This is a genomic window from Pantoea sp. JZ2 (assembly GCF_035191405.1).
Taxonomy (GTDB): Bacteria; Pseudomonadota; Gammaproteobacteria; order Enterobacterales; family Enterobacteriaceae; genus Pantoea; species Pantoea stewartii.
In genome coordinates, this window is sequence record NZ_CP045247.1 from 2,241,041 (window position 1) to 2,260,964 (window position 19,924).

Genomic DNA, 19,924 nt, shown 5'->3' on the forward strand with positions numbered 1-19,924 from the left:
AAAGGCTGTGAAGAACGCGCTAAAGCGACTGTCGGGTCGCTTTAGCGTCGTTAATATTTATATCAGGCAGGACTTGCTAATGCACTGTTTAACGGGCGCAATTTAAAAATAAATAGACTGAATGATTAGTCACATTGAACTTTTATCGCCAGTCCGCCCCGGGATGTCTCGCGGTATTTCGCGTTCATGTCTTTGCCGGTCTCGTACATGGTTTCAATGACCTTATCCAGTGAGACGCGCGGTTCGCTGGTACGGCGCAGGGCCATACGTGCCGCGTTGATCGCTTTCACCGAGGCGATTGCGTTACGTTCGATACAGGGCACCTGAACCTGGCCGGCAACCGGATCGCAGGTCAAACCCAGATTATGTTCCATCCCGATTTCGGCGGCCACGCACACCTGCTCAGGGCTGGCGCCCAGCAGTTCGGCCAGACCTGCCGCAGCCATTGAGCAGGCAACGCCGACTTCGCCCTGACAACCGACTTCCGCGCCGGAAATAGAGGCATTCATTTTATACAAAATGCCAATGGCACCGGAGGCGAGGAAATAGCGAATAAAAATGTCGGGCGTGACGGGTTCAATGAAGTGATCATAGTAAGCCAGGACGGCGGGGACGATACCGCAGGCTCCGTTGGTCGGTGCGGTCACCACCCGACCGCCCGCCGCGTTCTCTTCATTAACCGCCAACGCAAACATGTTGATCCAGTCAATCACCACCATCGGATCGTTAGAGTGTTTGGCTGAGGAGATCAGCAAACGCCGCAGTGACGCCGCCCGGCGCGGTACCCGCAACGGCCCGGGCAGCACACCTTCGGTATTCAGACCGCGGTCAATACAGGCCTGCATGGTTTGCCAGATGGTCGCAAAATATGCATCGATCTCTTCACGTGAATGCAGTGCCAGCTCGTTTTTCATCACCAGCCCGGACAGGGAAAGTCCGGTCTCGCGACAGTGGGCCAGCAGTTCTTTGGCCGAGTGGAAGGGCCAGGGTACCGTGACTTCGTCCAGGGCCGACTGACCAAAATGCTCTTCATCGACAATAAAGCCGCCGCCGACAGAGTAATAGGTTTTAGACAGCACCAGCAGGTCGCCGGAGAACGCCAGCAGGCGCAGGCCATTTTCGTGCAGGGAGAGATTTTCGCTACGGAACACCATACCGCCTTCACGCGGAAAATCGACTTCATGCGCGCCTTTGGAAAGGGGCAGGCGTTCACGTTGTTGCACATCCTTAATAAACGCGGGGATGGCGTCGATATCGACGCTGTCAGGCGATTCGCCGGCTAACCCCATAATAATCGCTATATCCGTATGGTGACCTTTACCGGTCAGCGACAGGGAACCATAGACATCGACCGCAATGCGTGTCACCTCATGCAGCTTGCCTTGTTCAGACAACAACTCTACAAACTGTTTACCCGCTTTCATCGGACCGACCGTATGAGAGCTGGATGGGCCGATGCCCACTTTAAACATGTCAAAAACCGAAATCATGGGTGACACTCCTCACAAAAACTTGCAGACTGCCGTGGCAGTTAATGGCGCTAATAGTAAACGGCGAGGCAGGGTAAACGTGCTGCTTTTCGCATGAAATAAACTAATTAACTCCACCAGAAAAAATTATAGTGTGACATGGCGCAAAAGCCTGAATTCAGACGCAGAAATGGGCTCGCCCTCAACTAAAATGCAATTTGCTGGCTCAGGGCACGAATAATGCCTGCTGTCATTCCCCACACCAGATAGCCCTGATAATGGGAAAGCCACACCGGGTGGCGAATGCCGGCACGATAATAGTCAAGTTCGGCGTAGCGGCTAAGACGAAGCGCTTCGGTCAGGGGCATTTCGAAGGCGCTCTGAACCTCGTCAGGATTAAGGCGCAATTCGAGGGTTGCAGGCACAATGCCGACCACCGGTGTGACCTGAAAACCTGTGCTGCTGGTCACCGGAGGCAGGCAGCCGAGCACCTCAACCCGATCGGGTGCGATGCCCACTTCCTCCTGCGCTTCTCGCAGCGCTGTCGCCACCAGTGAGCTGTCGTCGTGATCCTGCATCCCGCCGGGAAAGGCCACCTGACCGGCATGTTTACGTAAGGCGTGCGAACGTTGCGTCAGCAGCAAGCCGGGCTGTTGACGGGCAACGACGGGGATTAACACAGCGGCATGTCGCCCCGACAGCGGCTGGGCGTTATGCAGCGGCTGCTGCAGGAGAAAACGGGTGCGAAAATCAGCCAGCGTCAGCGCCATTCAGGCTCCTTTTTCCAGTGCAGGCAGAATGCGACTGACCTTATCCAGCGTTTCCTGATATTCCGAGGCCATATCACTGTCGGCGACCAGGCCGCCGCCCGCAGCGCAGTAAAGATGCTGACGCTCAGCAATCAGCGTACGAATGGTGATGCTGGTATCCATTCTGCCGCAGACACTGAGATAACCAATGCTGCCGCACCAGGCATTGCGGCGGTGAGGCTCCAGTTCATCAATGATCGCCATGGCGCGAATTTTAGGCGCACCGGTAATCGAGCCGCCGGGAAAACAGGCACGCAGCAGATCGCAGGCATGAAGATGATCCGGCAACGTGGCCTGAATAGTGCTGACCAGATGATGGACTGCCGGGAACGGCTCGACCACAAACAGTTCGGGCACGTGCACGGAGCCCGCGACGGCGACCCGACCGATATCGTTGCGCAGCAGGTCGACTATCATCAGGTTTTCTGCGCGGTCCTTCGCCGCCGTGCGCAGACTTTCAGCCTGGACCGCATCCGCCTCAGGATCGGCCGCACGCGGACGCGTACCCTTGATGGGACGGGTGGTGATAACCTGCTGATCCAGTGCCAGGAAGCGCTCGGGAGACAGGCTCAGAATGGCGCTGTCGGGCAGGCGCAAAAATGCGCTGAACGGGGCGCGATTGGCCTGGTTGAGCATACAAAATGCCCGCCATTCATCCCCCTGATAGCTGGCGCTGAAGCGCTGTGCCAGATTGACCTGATAGCAGTCACCGGCCTGAATATAGGCCTGTACCTTATTAAAACGTTCCGCGTAGTCGTCTATGCTGAGGTTTGACCGCCAGTCACTGGTAAGGGAAAACGCCGCCGTGTCACGTTCGGGCCAGTTTTCCAGCCAGGCAAGGCGCGAGACGATATCGTCCAGGGCGACCAGGGTGAGTTTACCGAGGTGATGGTCGGCAATCAGTGCCCAGTTATAGATGCCCACAGCCATGTCTGCCGTAGTCAGATCGTGAAGGGCGGTGTCGGGCAGCGTTTCAAAGCGTCGCCCCAGATCATAGCCAAACAGACCCAGCGCCCCGCCCTGAAAGGGCAAATCGGGGTGACGCGGTGGCTTAGCGCCCAGCGCATCACACTGCTGTTGTAATAAAGAGAGCGGATCGTCAGTACGCGTTTCAACGCGATCGCCCTGCTGAATTTCTGTTATGCTGCCACGGGTTGTCAGGGTGGTAAGCGGGTCCGCCGTCAAAATATCAAAACGGTTATCACTGTGACTGGCCTGGCCGGACGAAAGCAGCATCGCCCAGGGTAAATGCGCAATGCGCGAAAAATAGTGGGTGATAGCGTCGGGCGAATAACACAGGTTATGAGTTTGAACGATCATTGAGCACGAAATTTGACATCAGTAAGGCCGTTAGACTGACATATTTTTCCCTGACTGGCACCTGTTTGTTCCCCATGAAATAATGACAGCCCTTAACAGGAGAAAATGATGATGACAGGATTACCCGCACTCTCACACGATCAGCAGCAGCGCGCCGTAGAGCGCATTCAACAGTTAATGGCCGAAGGGATGTCCAGCGGTGAAGCGATTACCGTTGTGGCACAGGAGATACGTGAAAGCCATACAGGTGAAATGATCCGGGCGCGCTTCGAAGAGGACGATGAAGGCTGACGCCCGGGGCCTCGGGATCAGCGGGCCGCGATAATTTTTATTTCAACTTTATACTTCGGATTCATCAACCCGGCCTGGACCGTACAGCGAACCGGGGCGTTATCGGGTGAAACCCACGCATCCCAGGCGCGATTCATCGCGGCAAAATCCGCCTTGTCGACCAGAAAAATGGTAGCGTCAAGGATTTTGCTTTTGTCGCTGCCTACGCGCGTCAGCAGGGCATCGATCACCGCTAACGCATTAGCCGTTTGCGCCTCGGCATCAGCGTCGAGGTTTTCGGGCACACTGGTGTAATAAATGGTGTCGTTATGAATAACGGCTTCGGACATACGGTGTTCGGGATCAACGCGCGTAATGCTCATTTTCTTCTCCTGATTTTCTGAACGCCTAGCCTGACATATTCCCGGTACGATTGTCATCCCTTGCAGAAGACGGTCGCCGTCAGTCGCGCAACCGTCAGCGAAAAGTGGTATAAAGCGTCGCTTACTTGTTCAGAACAATCAGGATTAACGCATGGCCAATACGCACTATCTCTTTTGGGTAATGTTCGGGGCACTGACGCTGCTGTTTATTGTGATCGCCACGTTTGTCGGTATGTCGCGTACCGCAAAATACGGTTTTTTTACGCTTGTCGTCCTGATGGCGATACTGGTTGCGGGTGCGCTCTACATCAGCCCGTGACGATAACGGGCGGCCTGGCCCGTCAGACTGACTGAACGCATCCGGTCAGCAGACTTCATGCAGAATGCTGCCGTTTGTGATTTCCTTCGGGGCTGCAATGCTGACATAATATACAGTGTTTTCGGCCGTAATTGAGAGGGTACGTGGCAGACGATTTTGCAATTGATGGCGCGCTGGCAAAAGGCATTGCGGGCTTTAAACCGCGTGAGGCCCAGCGTGAAATGGCGCAGGCGGTCACCGAGGCGGTACAGAATCAGGGTGAACTGGTCGTCGAAGCGGGGACCGGCACCGGTAAAACCTACGCTTATCTTGCTCCGGCGCTGCGGGCGAAGAAAAAGGTGATCGTGTCAACGGGCTCAAAAGCCCTGCAGGATCAGCTCTACGCGCGCGATCTTCCCACCATTGCGAAAGCGCTTACGTTTACCGGTAAAACTGCGCTGCTTAAAGGCCGGTCCAACTATCTGTGCCTGGAGCGTATGGAGCAGCAGTCCGCGACCGGGGGCGATATGAGCGTTCAGGCTCTCACGGATTTTGTCACGCTCCGCAGCTGGGCCTCGCAAACCCCGGATGGCGATATCAGCACCTGTGCCGGCGTCACCGAAGACAGTCCGCTCTGGCCGCTGGTTACCAGCACCAACGACAACTGTCTGGGCAGCGACTGCCCCCTTTATAAAGACTGTTTCGTCGTTAAAGCACGTAAAAAAGCGATGGACGCCGATGTCGTCGTGGTCAACCACCATCTTTTCCTGGCCGATCTGGTGGTAAAAGAGGGCGGATTCGGGGAACTGATCCCTGAAGCGGACGTCATGATTTTTGATGAAGCGCACCAACTGCCGGATATCGCCAGTCAGTATTTTGGTCAGCAGCTGTCGAGTCGTCAGTTAGCCGATCTCGCCAAAGACATCATTATCGCCTACCGCACGGAAGTGCGGGACGTTCAGCAGTTGCAAAAATCCGCTGACCGTCTGGCCCAGTGTGCCCAGGACTTTCGCCTGACGCTGGGAGAACCGGGCTACCGCGGCAACCTGCGCGACCTCCTCAGCGATAACAACATCATGCGCATGTTTACGCTGCTGGATGATGCGCTGGAACTCTGTTACGACGTGATCAAACTTTCGCTTGGGCGTTCTGCCCTGCTGGATGCGGCCTTTGAGCGCGCGGCGCTCTATCGCACGCGACTGAAACGGATTCGTGCCATCAGCGAACCGGGCTTTAGCTACTGGTATGAATGTACATCGCGTCACTTTGTGCTGGCGCTGACGCCTTTATCGGTTGCCGAACGTTTCCGCGAGGTCATGGATAACCGTAAAGCGGCCTGGATTTTTACCTCTGCCACCCTGGCTGTAGATGAAAAGATGGACCACTTTGCCGAGCGACTGGGCGTCAGTCAGGCAAAAAACCTGATTCTTAACAGCCCGTTTGACTATGCGCGGCAGGCGCTGCTGTGTGTGCCACGCAATCTGCCTGAGCCCAATCGCCCCGGTGGCGCGCGTCAGCTGGCAAAAATGATGAAGCCGCTGATCGAGGCGAACAAAGGCCGCTGCTTCTTTTTATGCACTTCTCATCTGATGATGCGTGAGCTGGCCGCCGAGTTCCGGGCCTCCATGACATTGCCGGTGCTGGTGCAGGGCGAAACCAGCAAAGGACAGTTGCTCAAAGAGTTTATCGATAAAGGGAATGCTTTGCTGGTGGCGACCAGCAGCTTCTGGGAAGGCGTGGATGTACGGGGAGATGCGCTGTCGCTGGTCATTATCGATAAGCTGCCGTTTACGTCGCCAGAGGATCCGCTGCTTAAGGCCCGGATGGAAGATTGCCGCATCCGCGGCGGCGATCCCTTCAGCGATGTGCAACTGCCGGATGCCGTGATTACGCTGAAACAGGGCGTGGGCCGGTTGATTCGTGATACGGACGACCGCGGCGTTCTGGTCATCTGCGACCAGCGGCTGGTGTCACGGCCCTACGGCGCACTTTTTCTGAGCAGTCTGCCGCCCACACCACGCACGCGTGATCTTGCGCAAGCTATTGCCTTTATTCATCAGCAACCTGGCGCGTAATTGTGTGCTAAGATGCGCGCCGTTTTGAATCTTCAGAGGTCGATATGTCGGTCCGAATTTTAGCGCTGGATACAGCGACAGAAGCCTGTTCTGCGGCATTGCTTAACGGGCAAGAGAGTGACGCACGTTTTGAAATTGCGCCGCGCGATCACACACAGCGCATTTTGCCGCTGGTCGCCGAGCTGCTGCAGGCTCAGCAACTGGAACTCACCGAACTCGATGTGCTGGCCTTTGGTCGCGGGCCCGGCAGTTTTACGGGCGTGCGTATCGGGATTGGTATTGCCCAGGGGCTGGCACTCGGCGCGGCGTTACCGATGGCGGGTATTTCCACCCTGGCCACGCTAGCGCAGGGCGCCTGGCGTCAGCACGGTGCCTGTCGGGTACTCACCGCAATTGATGCGCGCATGGGTGAAGTGTACTGGGCAGAATATCAGCGCGATGAGGACGGTATCTGGCAAGGGGAAGCAACGGAAAGCGTGCTTACGCCCGAGGCCGCATTGGAGCGCATGCAGGCGCTGAGCGGGGAGTGGTATACCGCCGGCACCGGATGGCAGGCCTGGCCGGTACTGCAGCAGGGCCATGCACTCCAGCTCAAAGACAGCGGCGTTTTGCTGCCAGCGGCTGAGGACATGTTGCCCCTGGCGGCGCGCGCCTTAGCACAGGGGCAAACCGTGTTGCCCGAACAGGCAGAGCCAACCTATCTGCGTAATGAAGTGGCATGGAAAAAACTGCCGGGCCGCTGACAGGCAACGCAACTTATTGTTATCGGGGCACTCTAAACATCAACCTTCAGGAGAATGTCTATGTCAATGTGTCGTAGAGGCGTTGCCGGTGTGATGTTGGTCTGCGCCCTGGTGTTAAGTGGTTGTGTTTCCGTACCGGATACGATTAAAGGTCACTCAGCGTTGCCCCAGCAGGATTTACTGCGGGTGATGAGCAATCCGGCCCTCTATGTCGGCCAGGAGTCGCGCTTTGGCGGTAAAGTGGTCAACGTAATTAACCGCAATGGCAAAACCCGGCTGGAAATTGCGACCCAGCCGCTGGATGACGGCGCGCGCCCGGTGCTGGGGGCCAGCTCGGTAGGGCGTATCTATGCCGACATTCCCGGTTTTGTTGACCCGACGGATGTCAAAGACCAGTACGTCACCGTTCTCGGCACGATTAAGGGAACGGAGCCCGGTAAAATCGGCGAAGCAAACTACTCGTTTGTGGTCGTTGACGTTCGGGGTTACCAGCGCTGGCATTTGACCCGTCAGGTCGTGTCACCGCCAGAGCCTCTCGATCCCTGGATCTGGTATGGCCCCACGCGCCATCGTGGTGGTTACTGGGGGCCGAATCCTTACTGGGGCATGTACAACCCCGGTCCGGCTCAGGTCGAGACCATCCTCACGCAATAGTGTGACATCCGTTTTGAACAGGCCCGGTCGCGGTGCTCGCAACCGGGCTTTTTATTTGCATCATTAACCAACACGAAATTTAGTGATGGGCTTCGCAACCTCAACATGCCAATAAGAGCAAACTGGTACAATCAGTTAAAATATTGTTAACAAATACGATTGTTGAGGCGGCGATGAGTACACAACAAGATTATCGGGGTGAATCCTTGAATAAGGTTTGGCTGAAACGCTACCCGGCAGACGTCCCTGCCGAAATTAATGCTGATCGTTATACGTCTCTGGTCGATTTATTTGAGCAGGCTGTCGTGCGTTACGCCGGACAGCCCGCATTTTACAACATGGGTCAAAAAATGACCTATCGCCAACTGGATGAGAAAAGCCGGGCGTTTGCGGCATATTTGCAACACGAACTCAGGTTACAACCGGGCGCGCGCGTCGCACTCATGATGCCGAACCTGCTGCAATATCCGGTCGCGCTGTTTGGTGTGCTCCGGGCCGGCATGGTCGTGGTTAACGTCAATCCGCTTTATACCCCGCGTGAACTGAAGCATCAGCTAAATGACAGCGGTGCCAGTGCGATCGTCATCGTGTCGAACTTTGCACATACGCTGGAAAAAGTCGTCGCTGAGACGGCGGTCAAACATGTGGTGCTGACCCGGATGGGGGATCAACTGGCACCGGTAAAAGCCACGCTGGTGAATTTTGTGGTGAAGTATGTGAAGCGGCTGGTGCCCAAGTATCATTTGCCGGGGGCGATATCGTTTCGCCATGTGCTGGAAACGGGCGCGTCAATGCCGTATCGACGTCCACAGGTCAGTAATGATGATTTGGCATTCCTGCAATACACGGGCGGGACGACCGGCGTCGCGAAAGGTGCGATGCTGACGCACCGAAACATGCAGGCAAACCTTGAGCAGACCAAGGCGACGTATGGCAAGTTACTCCGCGACGGCAAAGAGTGCGTCGTGACGGCCTTGCCGCTCTACCATATCTTTGCGCTGACCGTGAACGGCTTGCTGTTCGTGGAACTGGGTGGGCAAAACGTATTGATCACCAATCCGCGCGACATTCCCGCTTTTGTGAAAGAAATAGCGAAGTATCCTTTCACGGCGATAACCGGCGTGAACACGCTGTTCAATGCCTTACTCAACGATGATAATTTTAACAAACTTGACTTCTCGACGTTACGTCTGTCCGCGGGCGGGGGGATGGCGGTGCAAAAAGCAGTGGCGGAACGTTGGGAAAAACTGACCGGGCACTATCTGCTGGAAGGCTATGGGCTGACGGAATGTTCCCCACTGGTGTCGGTTAATCCCTACGACATTAACTGCCACACCGGCAGTATTGGTTTGCCGGTTCCCTCAACGGATGTCATTATTCTGGATGAAAACGGTAATGAAGTCCCCACTGGTGAGCCCGGCGAATTATGCATTCGTGGGCCGCAGGTAATGCTGGGTTACTGGCAGCATCCGGAGGCCACGGCAGAGGTCCTGAAAAATGGCTGGCTCCACAGCGGCGATATTGTTACCGTTGATCACGAAGGATTTATCCGCATCGTTGACCGCAAAAAGGATATGATTCTGGTTTCGGGCTTCAACGTCTATCCTAATGAGATAGAAGATGTCCTGATGCAGCATCCGAAAGTGCGTGAAGCGGCAGCCATTGGTGTGCCGAGTGAGTTGTCCGGTGAAGCGGTGAAGGTTTGTGTGGTCAAGAAAGATCAGTCGCTGACCAAAGAAGAGCTGCTGGACCATTGTCGCCGTCAACTGACAGGCTACAAAGTGCCCAGGATTGTTGAGTTTCGTGATGAACTGCCTAAAACGAATGTAGGAAAAATTCTGCGTCGTGAACTGCGCGACGAGGTGAAAACCAGCGCAAGCTGATTCGCCGTCAGGATTCAGGTTGAACGCCGGCACTGTCCGGCGTTTTTATTGCTTTTAACATGGAGCACCGCACGTTGTCAGCTGCGGTGGAAACTGAACGTGAACTATTCTCTGATCGATAACGATGATCACCTGGCCGAGGTGTGTCAAAAAGCACGCCAGCATACGGCTGTCGCCCTGGATACCGAATTTGTCCGTACCCGGACCTACTATCCTCAGCTGGGGTTAATCCAGCTGTTTGATGGCGAGCAGTTAGTCCTGATCGATCCGTTACCTGTCCGTGACTGGTCACCGTTTATTGCGCTCTTAACGGATACCCGCGTGACCAAATTTTTGCACGCCGGGGGGGAAGATCTGGAAGTGTTCCTGCACCGCTTTGGGGTACTGCCACAGCCCATGATCGATACACAGATTCTGGCGGCGTTCAGCGGTCAGCCACTTTCCTGGGGTTTTGCCTCAATGGTGGCGCATTTCACTCAGGTAGAATTAGACAAAAGTGAAGCCCGGACCGACTGGCTGGCCCGTCCGCTGACTGAGCGGCAGTGTCAGTACGCCGCAGCGGATGTGCATTACCTGCTGCCCATTGCGCATCAGCTGATGGCGCAGGTGGAACAGGTGGGGAACGTGACGGCGGCACTGAGCGAATGTGAAAACCTGTGTCAGCGCCGTTTAGATGTGCTTGATCCCGAGGACGCATGGCGGGACATCACCAACGCCTGGCAACTGCGTCCGCGTCAACTGGCCGCGCTGCAGCGCCTGGCGGCATGGCGGCTTAACGTTGCCCGCGAAAAAGACATGGCGGTCAATTTTGTGGTGCGTGAAGAAAACCTGTGGAAAGTGGCGCGCTTTATGCCGGGCTCGCAAGGGGAGTTAGACCATCTGGGCCTGTCCGGCCACGAGATCCGTTTCCACGGCAGGGCAATGCTGGCGCGGGTTGCTGAAGCCGCCGCGCTGGAGGACAGTGCGTTACCACCGCCGTTAGCGAATCTGGTGGATCACGTGCATTACAAACGGGCTTTTAAAGCGATTAAAGCACTGGTACAGCAGGTCAGTGAACAGAGCGGATTAAGCCAGGAACTGCTGGCATCACGTCGACAGATTAATCAGGTGTTGAGTCAGCACTGGGGATTAAAGCCACAGAACCGTGAGCCCGAACTGCTGGCAGGCTGGCGCGGTGCGCTTATGAAACCCGGCATTAGCGAGATACTTGCCGAGATATAAAAAAATTCCCCTGCTACTGCGCAGGGGAATCTCAGGAAACCAGACGCGTCATTTCGTTACGTCTTCCGTTTCAGGTAAGGTGACGTTCAGTTCCAGAATCGAGATATCATCTCCTTTCTGATCAAGCTGAACTGTCACCATGTCCGGATCAATCTTCACGTACTTGCAAATCACGTCCAGAATGTCGCGCTTGAGTTGCGGAAGATAGTGGGGCTCACTGTCGCCCCTTCTCCGTTCTGCCACAATAATCTGCAGCCGTTCCTTGGCTATGTTGGCAGTGTTCTTCTTCCGGGATAAAAAGAAATCGAGTAATGCCATGGTTTATCCCCCGAACAGGCGTTTCAGGAAACCCTTCTTCTCTTCTTCAATAAAGCGGAAGGGGCGAACTTCACCGAGCAACCGTTCAACGGTATCGGCATAGGCTTTACCCGCATCGGACTCCGCGTCCAGAATCACGGGTTCACCCTGGTTTGAGGCACGCAGCACAGACTGGTCTTCCGGGATGACGCCGACCAGCGGTATGCGCAGAATTTCCAGCACATCTTCCATGCTCAGCATATCGCCACGGTTAACACGACCCGGGTTATAGCGGGTCAGCAGCAGATGCTCTTTAACCGGCTCCTGGCTGGTTTCCGCACGGCGTGATTTGGACGAAATGATACCGAGAATACGGTCAGAGTCGCGAACCGAAGAGACTTCCGGGTTGGTGGTGATGATGGCTTCATCGGCAAAATAGAGCGCCATTAACGCACCGGTTTCAATGCCCGCAGGGGAGTCACAAACAATAAAATCGAACTCCATCTCCGCAAGATCATTCAGGACTTTCTCGACGCCTTCGCGGGTCAGCGCGTCTTTGTCACGGGTTTGTGAGGCAGGCAAAATATACAGCTGCTCAGTGCGCTTGTCGCGGATCAGGGCCTGATTCAGCGTGGCATCACCCTGAATAACATTCACGAAATCATAAACAACCCGGCGCTCGCAGCCCATGATCAAATCAAGGTTACGCAGGCCGATATCAAAGTCGATGACAACCGTTTTCTTGCCTTTCTGCGCTAAACCGGTGGCGATGGCCGCGCTTGACGTGGTCTTACCAACGCCCCCTTTACCGGATGTAACTACAATAATGCGTGCCATAAATATTGATTTCCTTAACGAAAGAAAAGGGGCCTAATTAAGTGTCTGGATAGTCAGCGCGCCATCCTGAAGGCAAAGCCGCGCTGCTTTAGCAAAATATTCTTCGGGGATCTGATCCATAATCCAGTACTCCCCGGCGATAGAAACCAACTCTGCGGACAGGTTGGTACAAAAAATCTGGCATTCTCTGTCGCCGCTGGCGCCTGCCAGCGCCCGACCACGCATCATGCCGTAAATATGGATATTGCCGTCAGCGACCAGTTCTGCACCGGCACTGACGCTACTGGTCACAATCAAATCCGCATTACGGGCATAGATTTGCTGGCCTGAACGGACCGGTGTATTGACGATGCGTGTCTTCGCGGCCAGAGGTTCCGCAGCAACCAGTTTGAGTTCAGGTTTTGGCTCCTCACGTTTCTGGCTCTCTTTCCCCTCTGCCAGCACCGGCAGACCGGCACGGGCGATCAGCTTTTTCAACGCCTCGTCTTTGCAGCCACTGACACCGACAATACGCAGTCCCGTAGCGCTTACCGCCTGCAGCATCTGTTTCCAGTTTACGACGGCATTGAGTGCCGCAACATTCAGCACCACTGGTGCGTTTTTCAGGAAATCGGGTGCCTGGTCAATTTTGTCCTGAAGCGCTTTGCGGATCACCTCTGGCTCATGGTGATGCAAATGAACAACAGACAAGGTAAAACTGCTTCCCTTAAATTCGATTGGCGATTGCGGCATCTGTCCCGACTCAGTCCTGTTTTACTACCCTGTGCTAAGCGATGATAAAAGCATCGTTAAAGCGCGATCGGCGAATATTCGAAGTACTGCAAGCATGTTATAGTTAGCGCTATATTCAAACAAGCCTCAGCGCGGGTTAATTCGAGTAAAAAATATGTTTTGTGTGATCTACAGAAGTCCCGTCCGTGACCAGACTTATCTTTATGTTGAAAAAAAAGACGATTTTTCGCGCGTGCCTGACGCGCTGTTGAAAGGCTTTGGTAAACCGCAGTTGGCCATGGTGATTAACCTTGCCCAACGCGACAAGCTGGCCAACGCCGACATCAATAAAGTTAAGCAGGGGTTAAGCGAGCAGGGATATTATTTGCAAATTCCTCCGCCGATTGAAAGTTTGTTAAAAACCCATCTTGAGGCGGACAAAAAAGATTAACTCGGATTGTTCCGTTAATATTATTGATGTGCGGCAGTGAACGGCAAATTTATATTTTGCACCCGCGCTGAATATTAATTGTGCAGCGCCGCTGTTTTTCCCTTCCCGGTAACCTGCCGCACCGCGTTTTCCTGTACTGACGCACAAATAGCCTGGCGGGCAGGTTGACAATTCCTGCGCATCTGTCAGGTTAAATCATCGCAATGGCTACGCAGGGGAGCGCTGTGCGGTGCTGCCCTGTATGCTTTTAACCGTCGGAGACTGACCGTCCGGCATCATGAAACAGGGGATTAGCATGTATCAGCATCGTAACTGGCAAGGCGCTTTGTTAGATTATCCCGTCAGCAAAGTGGTTTGCGTGGGCAGCAACTATGCGAAACACATTAAAGAAATGGGCAGTGCGACGCCGACCGAACCGGTTATCTTTATTAAACCGGCTTCGGCCTTGTGCGATCTGCGGCAGCCTTTATCCATTCCTGATGCCTTTGGTGAAGTGCATCATGAAGTCGAGCTGGCGGTGTTGATCGGCACCACGCTAAAACAGGCCAGCGAAGCGCACGTGGCGAAAGCCATTGCCGGTTATGGTGTGGCGCTGGATTTGACGCTGCGCGATCTGCAGGCGGGCTTAAAAAAAGCCGGACAACCCTGGGAAAAAGCAAAAGCATTTGATAACGCCTGTCCGCTGTCAGGTTTCATACCGGTCGCGGAGTTTACGGGCGATCCCCAGAATACCGATCTGAAGCTGGTGGTAAACGGGGAAGTCCGTCAGGATGGCAATACGTCAGATATGATTCACAAAATCCTGCCGCTGATTGCCCATATGAGTCAGTATTTTACGCTACATGCTGGCGACGTCATTTTGACCGGTACGCCAGAAGGGGTGGGCCCAATGCGGTCAGGCGACACGCTGGAAGTCTCCTTTGCCGGTCACGGAATCAGTACGCGCGTGTTGTAAAACTTGCATCAGCGTGCTGATCGCTTTATAAGGTGCGGTTTACGCTAAATCTGGACAATCATCATGACTGAAACCCCTTTCTGGCAACACAAACGCCTGGCACAAATGAGCGATGAGGAATGGGAATCCTTGTGTGATGGTTGTGGTCAGTGTTGTCTGAACAAACTTCAGGACGCGGACACGGATGAAATTTATTTCACCAATGTCGCCTGTAATCAGCTCAACATCAAAACCTGCCAGTGCCGTAACTATGCGCGTCGCTTTGAATATGAAGAAGACTGTATCAAGCTGACGCGCGAAAATCTGACCACCTTTGACTGGTTACCGCGTACCTGTGCCTACCGTTTACTGGGCGAGGGGAAGCCGCTGCCTGCCTGGCATCCGCTGCTGACGGGCTCAAAAAATGCGATGCATGCGCAGCGAATTTCTGTACGTTACATTGCAGTGCGGGAAAGTGAAGTGCGCGACTGGGAAGATCATATTATCGATCGCCCTGACCGGAATGGCTAAGTCCTGACGATAAAGGCTGCCCCTGGCAGCCTTTTAACGGATTAACGACCGAATAAGTCGCGGCGTTTAGGTTTAAACGGCTGAGCAAGCAACACCAGCACACCCACCAGCAGATAAGCCGCGAAGATGCCGATCATCCACTGTGGCATGGCGAGTGATAAGAAGCGCCAGGCCTGTTCCGAACAATCGCCGCTGGCGACAAATACCGATGGCAACCATTTATCCAGCGGCAACCAGGCGGGAAAGCGGGCGGCAAAGTCACAGGTTACAAAGGGATTCGGATGCAGCAGGATCATGGTGTGTTCGTAAGAAAGGCGCAGGCCTTCCCATGCGCTGTATATCCATAACACAATCGCCACCAGTCGAACCGGCGAACGTGGCATCAGGAAGCCAAGGATGCCTGCGCCCATCACGCCAAAAAGCGCGCAACGCACGTAAATACACATGACGCAGGGTTTATAGCCCAGACCATGCTGAAACCATAATGCTGTCAGTTCCAACGCCAGAGCGGAAAGGGCCAATAATAACCAGGCACCGCGACCCCGCGAACATTGGTTTAAATATCGCAACATAGTGCATTCCCTGTAAACGTTAATGCCCCGCAGTGTAAACCAAAAGACGCGGCGCGCCATCCTGTGGTAAGAAAAAATCGTGTGCAAACCTAACCTGGCCCTGATCCAGATTAATTCTTTGTTTGTTTGCGAATGCGGCTGACACCTTCTGCCTCATTCGGCGGATTATTCATCAACGCGCTGCTGCCCGAGGCGGTTTTCAGGGCGTAACCTAAGGCATCCTCGCACGTATGGCGCAGCACGGTAATCTGTCTTATTTTTGTGCTGAACCGCATTTTTAATCGTTGACAAGGCTATATCCGCTATAGGCGCTCTGGTATGATGAGTGCCCATTACGATCCAGAAAGCAATGAGAACACACAGTTATGGTTATTAAGGCGCAGAGTCCAGCCGGATTTGCTGAAGAGTATATTATTGAAAGCATCTGGAACAGCCGTTTTCCACCCGGATCGATCCTTCCTGCCGAACGTGAGCTTTCTGAACTGATTGGCGTAACGCGTACAACGTTACGTGAAGTGTTACAACGCCTGGCGCGAGACGGCTGGTTAACCATTCAGCATGGCAAGCCCACGCGCGTTAACGATTTCTGGGAAACGTCGGGTCTGAACATTCTGGAAACCCTGGCGCGTCTGGACCACGATAGTGTACCGGCTTTGATCGATAACCTGTTGTCGGTGCGCACCAATATTTCTTCTATTTTTATCAGCCGCGCGCTGCGCCACTATCCTGAGAAGGCGCGTGAGGTGCTGCAGGCCGTCGCGCAAACCGACGATCAGGTGGACAGTTACACGGAACTCGATTATCGGGTGTTTCGCGGCCTGGCGTTCGCCTCGGGCAATCCGATTTATGGCCTGATCCTGAATGGGTTGAAAGGACTGTATACGCGCGTTGGGCGGCACTATTTCTCCAATCCGGAAGCCCGTAAAGTCGCCCGCGAGTTTTATCTGACACTGCTCGACCTGTGTGACAAACAGCCCACTCAGGATGAAATCGTGGAGTGTGTCCGGCATTACGGACGCCAGAGTGGAGATATCTGGCATTCGATGCAAAAGAGTATGCCGAACGACTTAGGCGCTAAGCGCTAAAAAAAACCGGACTGCGCGTCCGGTTTTTTTATGCCTGTTTTAGAGGGGAACATTGCGCGGCGGATTGCGATCCAGCAGTTCGACGCTGCCATCTTCATTCTGCTGTTCCAGAATCACATCAAAGCCCCACAGGCGGTGCACGTGCTTAAGCACCTCCCGACGGCTCTTATCGAGTGGTGCACGGCTTTGTGGCACGTAGCGCAGCGTCAGGGAACGATCACCCCGTAAGTCCACATTGTAAACCTGAATATTGGGCTCCAGATTACTCAGGTTGTACTGTGCCGAAAGCTGCTGCCGAATGGCCCGATAGCCGGACTCGTCGTGGATCGCGGCGATTTCCAGATAATTGTTGCGGTCGTCGTCCAGCACAGTGAACAGCCGGAAGTCACGCATGACCTTAGGCGACAGGAACTGACTGATAAAGCTTTCATCTTTAAATTCACGCATCGCGAAATGCAGGGTTTTCAGCCAGTCAGAACCGGCAATATCCGGGAACCAGTAGCGATCCTCTTCCGTCGGCGACTGACAAATACGTTTAATATCCTGGAACATGGCAAAGCCCAGTGCATACGGATTGATACCGCTGTACCACTGGCTGTTGTAGGGCGGTTGATAGATTACGTTGGTATGGCTGTGCAGGAACTCCATCATAAAGCGTTCTGACACTTTGCCTTCATCATAGAGGTGATTCAGGATGGTGTAATGCCAGAAGGTCGCCCAGCCTTCATTCATCACCTGAGTTTGTTTCTGCGGGTAAAAATACTGGCTCACCTTACGCACAATGCGCAGAATTTCACGCTGCCACGGCTCCAGCAGCGGCGCGTTCTTTTCCATAAAGTAGAGCAGGTTTTCCTGTGGTTCAGAAGGGTAGCGCGCCGCTTCAAAATGCGTGGCTTCTTTTTCACGCCGCGGTAAGGTGCGCCATAAGGTATTGACCTGGCTTTGCAGATACTCTTCGCGGCTTTTTTGCCTGGCCTTCTCTTCCTGCAGGGAAATTTTTTGCGGGCGCTTATAGCGGTCCACACCGTAATTCATCAGGGCGTGACATGAATCGAGCAGGCGCTCCACTTCTTCAACGCCATAGCGTTCTTCGCAGTCGGCAATGTAATTTCTGGCAAATAACAGGTAATCCACAATGGAACTGGCATCGGTCCAGCTGCGGAAGAGGTAGTTATTTTTAAAAAAGGAATTATGCCCATAGCAGGCGTGCGCCATAACCAGCGCCTGCATGGTCATGGTGTTCTCTTCCATCAGATAGGCGATGCAGGGGTTAGAGTTAATCACGATCTCATAAGCCAGACCCTGCTGCCCATGCTTGTAACGTTGCTCAGTCTCAATAAATTTTTTGCCAAACGACCAGTGCGAATAGTTGATGGGCATACCGACGCTGGAGTAGGCGTCCATCATCTGCTCGGAGGTAATCACTTCAATTTGGTGCGGGTAGGTATCCAGACCGTAGTGTTTCGCTACGCGGTCGATTTCAGCGAGATAGACATCCAGTAACTCGAATGTCCAGTCGGGCCCGTCGCTGAGTCGTTTGCTGTCCATGATGGAATCGTCAAAGATTGTTGTCATAGCGCACCTCTGTTTTGGCGAACGGACTCACCCTGACGCGTTGCCCGTTACGATTTATTTAAGGCTCTTCCTGAGAAAGGAACCCAAAAAAACTGAGTGAACAGATCAATGATAGTTCACTGTCGCTTATCCGATCCGGGAACTCAAACGAATTCTTTGGCAGAAAAATCATTTCAGGTTTACCGCGCTGGGATTAAATAGCTCTACACACTGAATAGCTGTTACTTTTCAGCATTAAATGCTGGCTTTTTGCAGGGAGGGAGATTATGAAGGATTCTCCTGTGAAAGGCATAATTAACCAGAACTGGTGTCATTTATGCCTGATTTTTTAATAAAGGACGCATAATTCTCTGAATTTGAGGGCGTGAAATGATTTTAGTTACCTGTAGGCGCAAAAAGAGGTGAAATGGATGGATTGTGTAAAGGATGTTTCCACTTTGTGATCACTCTGAATGTTAACCGGTGAATAGTGGATTATGCTTTTTATTTTCGCGGGGTACTTATGCACGTAGTTATTCTTGGTAGTGGGGTTGTGGGCGTAACCAGCGCGTGGTATCTGGCGCGCGCCGGCCATCAGGTCACCGTGATCGATCGTCAGCCTCAACCCGCCATGGAAACCAGCGCGGCAAATGCCGGGCAGATCTCGCCAGGCTATGCGGCGCCCTGGGCTGCACCCGGTGTGCCGCTTAAGGCGATGAAATGGATGTTTCAGCGTCATGCGCCTCTGGCCATCCGGCTGGATGGCAGCCGCTTTCAGCTTGAGTGGATGTGGCATATGCTGCGTAACTGTGACATACAGCACTACCAGCAGAATAAAAGTCGCATGGTCCGGCTTGCTGAATACAGCCGCGATTGCCTGAAGGCCCTCCGCGCCGAAACGGGCATTGCCTATGAAGGCCGACAGGGCGGCACGCTCCAGTTATTCCGTACGCAACAGCAATTCGAGAGCGCAAGCAAAGACATTGCCGTTCTGCGCGAGGCCGGCGTGCCCTATGAATTACTGGAGTCGCATCAGCTGGCCAGCGTTGAGCCTGCCCTTGCGGCGACGCAGCATAAACTTACCGGCGGTCTGCGGTTACCAAATGATGAAACCGGCGACTGCCAGCTTTTTACCCAGCGTCTGGCCAAAATGGCCGAGGAAGCCGGTGTGGTCTTCCGCTTCAATACACCCATCGATCAGCTGCTGCGCGACGGTAACCGGATTTACGGTGTGAAGTGCGGCGATGAGGTGATTAAAGCCGACAGCTACGTCGTTGCGCTGGGCTCCTGGTCCACCGCGTTGATGAAAAATATTGTGGATATCCCGGTCTACCCTCTGAAAGGCTATTCCTTAACGATTCCGGTGACGAATGCCGATGCGGCACCCGTCTCCACCATCCTGGACGAAACCTACAAAGTGGCCGTCACACGTTTTGATAACCGTATTCGAGTCGGCGGTATGGCAGAAATTGTGGGTTTTAACACCAAACTGCCTGAAGCGCGTCGCGAAACGCTGGAGATGGTGGTTACAGATCTTTATCCTGAAGGGGGTGATGTCAGCCAGGCCAGTTTCTGGACAGGCCTGCGTCCTATGACGCCAGACGGTACGCCGGTTGTCGGGGCGACGCCGCTGTCCAATCTTTATCTGAATACCGGACACGGCACACTGGGCTGGACAATGGCCTGTGGCTCCGGTCAGTTACTGGCTGATGTCATTTCCGGCACGTCGCCAGCGATTGCATCGGACGATCTCACGGTCTTCCGTTATTTGCCTGGTTTTGCGGCCAGCCGATCACCGCTTCGTAACGTTAACGCTACACGTTAAGC

21 protein-coding genes are annotated in these 19,924 nt (G+C 54.1%); 12 read left to right on the top strand and 9 right to left on the bottom strand.

Annotation, left to right across the window (positions count from 1 at the left end; genetic code table 11):
• Nucleotides 1-125: 125 nt before the first annotated feature.
• The 3 genes from GC087_RS10780 to pabB form a co-directional block, all read right to left on the bottom strand.
• The gene (locus GC087_RS10780) at nucleotides 126-1,490 is read right to left on the bottom strand and encodes an L-serine ammonia-lyase (protein WP_324030538.1); all 1,365 of its coding nucleotides are present in this window, start codon (nucleotides 1,488-1,490) and stop codon (nucleotides 126-128) included.
• 185 nt (nucleotides 1,491-1,675) lie between these two features.
• Nucleotides 1,676-2,239: a CoA pyrophosphatase gene (locus GC087_RS10785; protein ID WP_006119458.1), complete on the bottom strand. Its 564-nt coding sequence runs from the start codon at nucleotides 2,237-2,239 to the stop codon at nucleotides 1,676-1,678.
• On the bottom strand, nucleotides 2,240-3,598 hold the full coding sequence (gene pabB / locus GC087_RS10790) for an aminodeoxychorismate synthase component 1 (RefSeq protein WP_324030540.1): 1,359 nt from the start codon (nucleotides 3,596-3,598) through the stop codon (nucleotides 2,240-2,242).
• A gap of 108 nt (nucleotides 3,599-3,706) precedes the next feature.
• On the opposite strand from pabB, the gene GC087_RS10795 reads away from it, so the two are divergent.
• Complete coding sequence (locus tag GC087_RS10795; protein WP_006119456.1) at nucleotides 3,707-3,889, top strand: YoaH family protein; 183 nt, start codon at nucleotides 3,707-3,709, stop codon at nucleotides 3,887-3,889.
• 17 nt (nucleotides 3,890-3,906) lie between these two features.
• On the opposite strand, the gene GC087_RS10800 is transcribed toward GC087_RS10795, so the two are convergent.
• A complete protein-coding gene (locus GC087_RS10800) occupies nucleotides 3,907-4,251 on the bottom strand; it encodes a RidA family protein (protein WP_006119454.1) in 345 nt (114 codons plus the stop codon).
• Nucleotides 4,252-4,402: 151 nt separating this feature from the next.
• Between GC087_RS10800 and GC087_RS10805 the strand changes: the two genes are divergently transcribed.
• The 6 genes from GC087_RS10805 to rnd all read left to right on the top strand — a co-directional run bounded on the left by GC087_RS10805 (nucleotide 4,403) and on the right by rnd (nucleotide 11,125).
• Nucleotides 4,403-4,570 (top strand): hypothetical protein, encoded by a 168-nt coding sequence (locus GC087_RS10805; RefSeq protein ID WP_205951934.1) that lies wholly within the window; start codon nucleotides 4,403-4,405, stop codon nucleotides 4,568-4,570.
• Between the two features lie 143 nt (nucleotides 4,571-4,713).
• Nucleotides 4,714-6,624: a DNA repair helicase YoaA gene (locus GC087_RS10810; RefSeq protein WP_033741909.1), complete on the top strand. Its 1,911-nt coding sequence runs from the start codon at nucleotides 4,714-4,716 to the stop codon at nucleotides 6,622-6,624.
• 44 nt (nucleotides 6,625-6,668) lie between these two features.
• Entirely contained in the window at nucleotides 6,669-7,367 is a 699-nt protein-coding gene (gene tsaB / locus GC087_RS10815; protein ID WP_006119451.1) for a tRNA (adenosine(37)-N6)-threonylcarbamoyltransferase complex dimerization subunit type 1 TsaB, read from the top strand.
• A gap of 60 nt (nucleotides 7,368-7,427) precedes the next feature.
• Nucleotides 7,428-8,021, top strand: coding sequence for a Slp family lipoprotein (locus tag GC087_RS10820; protein ID WP_039343060.1), 594 nt, complete (start codon nucleotides 7,428-7,430; stop codon nucleotides 8,019-8,021).
• A 206-nt stretch (nucleotides 8,022-8,227) separates the two neighbouring features.
• A complete protein-coding gene (gene fadD / locus GC087_RS10825) occupies nucleotides 8,228-9,904 on the top strand; it encodes a long-chain-fatty-acid--CoA ligase FadD (RefSeq protein ID WP_277284243.1) in 1,677 nt (558 codons plus the stop codon).
• A 99-nt stretch (nucleotides 9,905-10,003) separates the two neighbouring features.
• The gene (gene rnd / locus GC087_RS10830) at nucleotides 10,004-11,125 is read left to right on the top strand and encodes a ribonuclease D (protein WP_185199377.1); all 1,122 of its coding nucleotides are present in this window, start codon (nucleotides 10,004-10,006) and stop codon (nucleotides 11,123-11,125) included.
• 48 nt (nucleotides 11,126-11,173) lie between these two features.
• Here the strand turns inward: rnd and minE are convergent, their stop codons facing one another.
• The 3 genes from minE to minC are packed head-to-tail and all read right to left on the bottom strand — an operon-like array spanning nucleotide 11,174 to nucleotide 12,991.
• Entirely contained in the window at nucleotides 11,174-11,443 is a 270-nt protein-coding gene (gene minE / locus GC087_RS10835; protein WP_006119446.1) for a cell division topological specificity factor MinE, read from the bottom strand.
• A gap of 3 nt (nucleotides 11,444-11,446) precedes the next feature.
• The gene (minD, locus tag GC087_RS10840; protein WP_006119445.1) at nucleotides 11,447-12,259 is read right to left on the bottom strand and encodes a septum site-determining protein MinD; all 813 of its coding nucleotides are present in this window, start codon (nucleotides 12,257-12,259) and stop codon (nucleotides 11,447-11,449) included.
• 33 nt (nucleotides 12,260-12,292) lie between these two features.
• On the bottom strand, nucleotides 12,293-12,991 hold the full coding sequence (gene minC / locus GC087_RS10845; protein ID WP_324030542.1) for a septum site-determining protein MinC: 699 nt from the start codon (nucleotides 12,989-12,991) through the stop codon (nucleotides 12,293-12,295).
• Between the two features lie 154 nt (nucleotides 12,992-13,145).
• Between minC and GC087_RS10850 the strand changes: the two genes are divergently transcribed.
• From GC087_RS10850 to GC087_RS10860, 3 genes are all read left to right on the top strand, one after another.
• Nucleotides 13,146-13,421, top strand: a complete 276-nt coding sequence (locus tag GC087_RS10850; RefSeq protein ID WP_006119443.1) for a YcgL domain-containing protein — start codon at nucleotides 13,146-13,148, stop codon at nucleotides 13,419-13,421.
• A gap of 295 nt (nucleotides 13,422-13,716) precedes the next feature.
• A complete protein-coding gene (locus tag GC087_RS10855) occupies nucleotides 13,717-14,376 on the top strand; it encodes a fumarylacetoacetate hydrolase family protein (RefSeq protein ID WP_006119442.1) in 660 nt (219 codons plus the stop codon).
• 63 nt (nucleotides 14,377-14,439) lie between these two features.
• Nucleotides 14,440-14,886, top strand: a complete 447-nt coding sequence (locus tag GC087_RS10860; protein ID WP_033741898.1) for a cysteine cluster protein YcgN — start codon at nucleotides 14,440-14,442, stop codon at nucleotides 14,884-14,886.
• A gap of 41 nt (nucleotides 14,887-14,927) precedes the next feature.
• Here the strand turns inward: GC087_RS10860 and dsbB are convergent, their stop codons facing one another.
• Nucleotides 14,928-15,458 (bottom strand): disulfide bond formation protein DsbB, encoded by a 531-nt coding sequence (gene dsbB, locus GC087_RS10865; RefSeq protein WP_039343052.1) that lies wholly within the window; start codon nucleotides 15,456-15,458, stop codon nucleotides 14,928-14,930.
• Nucleotides 15,459-15,823: 365 nt separating this feature from the next.
• Between dsbB and fadR the strand changes: the two genes are divergently transcribed.
• On the top strand, nucleotides 15,824-16,543 hold the full coding sequence (gene fadR / locus GC087_RS10870; RefSeq protein WP_033741897.1) for a fatty acid metabolism transcriptional regulator FadR: 720 nt from the start codon (nucleotides 15,824-15,826) through the stop codon (nucleotides 16,541-16,543).
• A gap of 39 nt (nucleotides 16,544-16,582) precedes the next feature.
• Here fadR and GC087_RS10875 read toward each other — a convergent pair whose 3' ends face one another.
• Nucleotides 16,583-18,118 (bottom strand): SpoVR family protein, encoded by a 1,536-nt coding sequence (locus tag GC087_RS10875; RefSeq protein ID WP_058701813.1) that lies wholly within the window; start codon nucleotides 18,116-18,118, stop codon nucleotides 16,583-16,585.
• Between the two features lie 502 nt (nucleotides 18,119-18,620).
• Here GC087_RS10875 and GC087_RS10880 point away from each other — a divergent pair.
• Nucleotides 18,621-19,922 (top strand): D-amino acid dehydrogenase, encoded by a 1,302-nt coding sequence (locus tag GC087_RS10880; protein ID WP_324030544.1) that lies wholly within the window; start codon nucleotides 18,621-18,623, stop codon nucleotides 19,920-19,922.
• Nucleotides 19,923-19,924 lie beyond the last annotated feature (2 nt).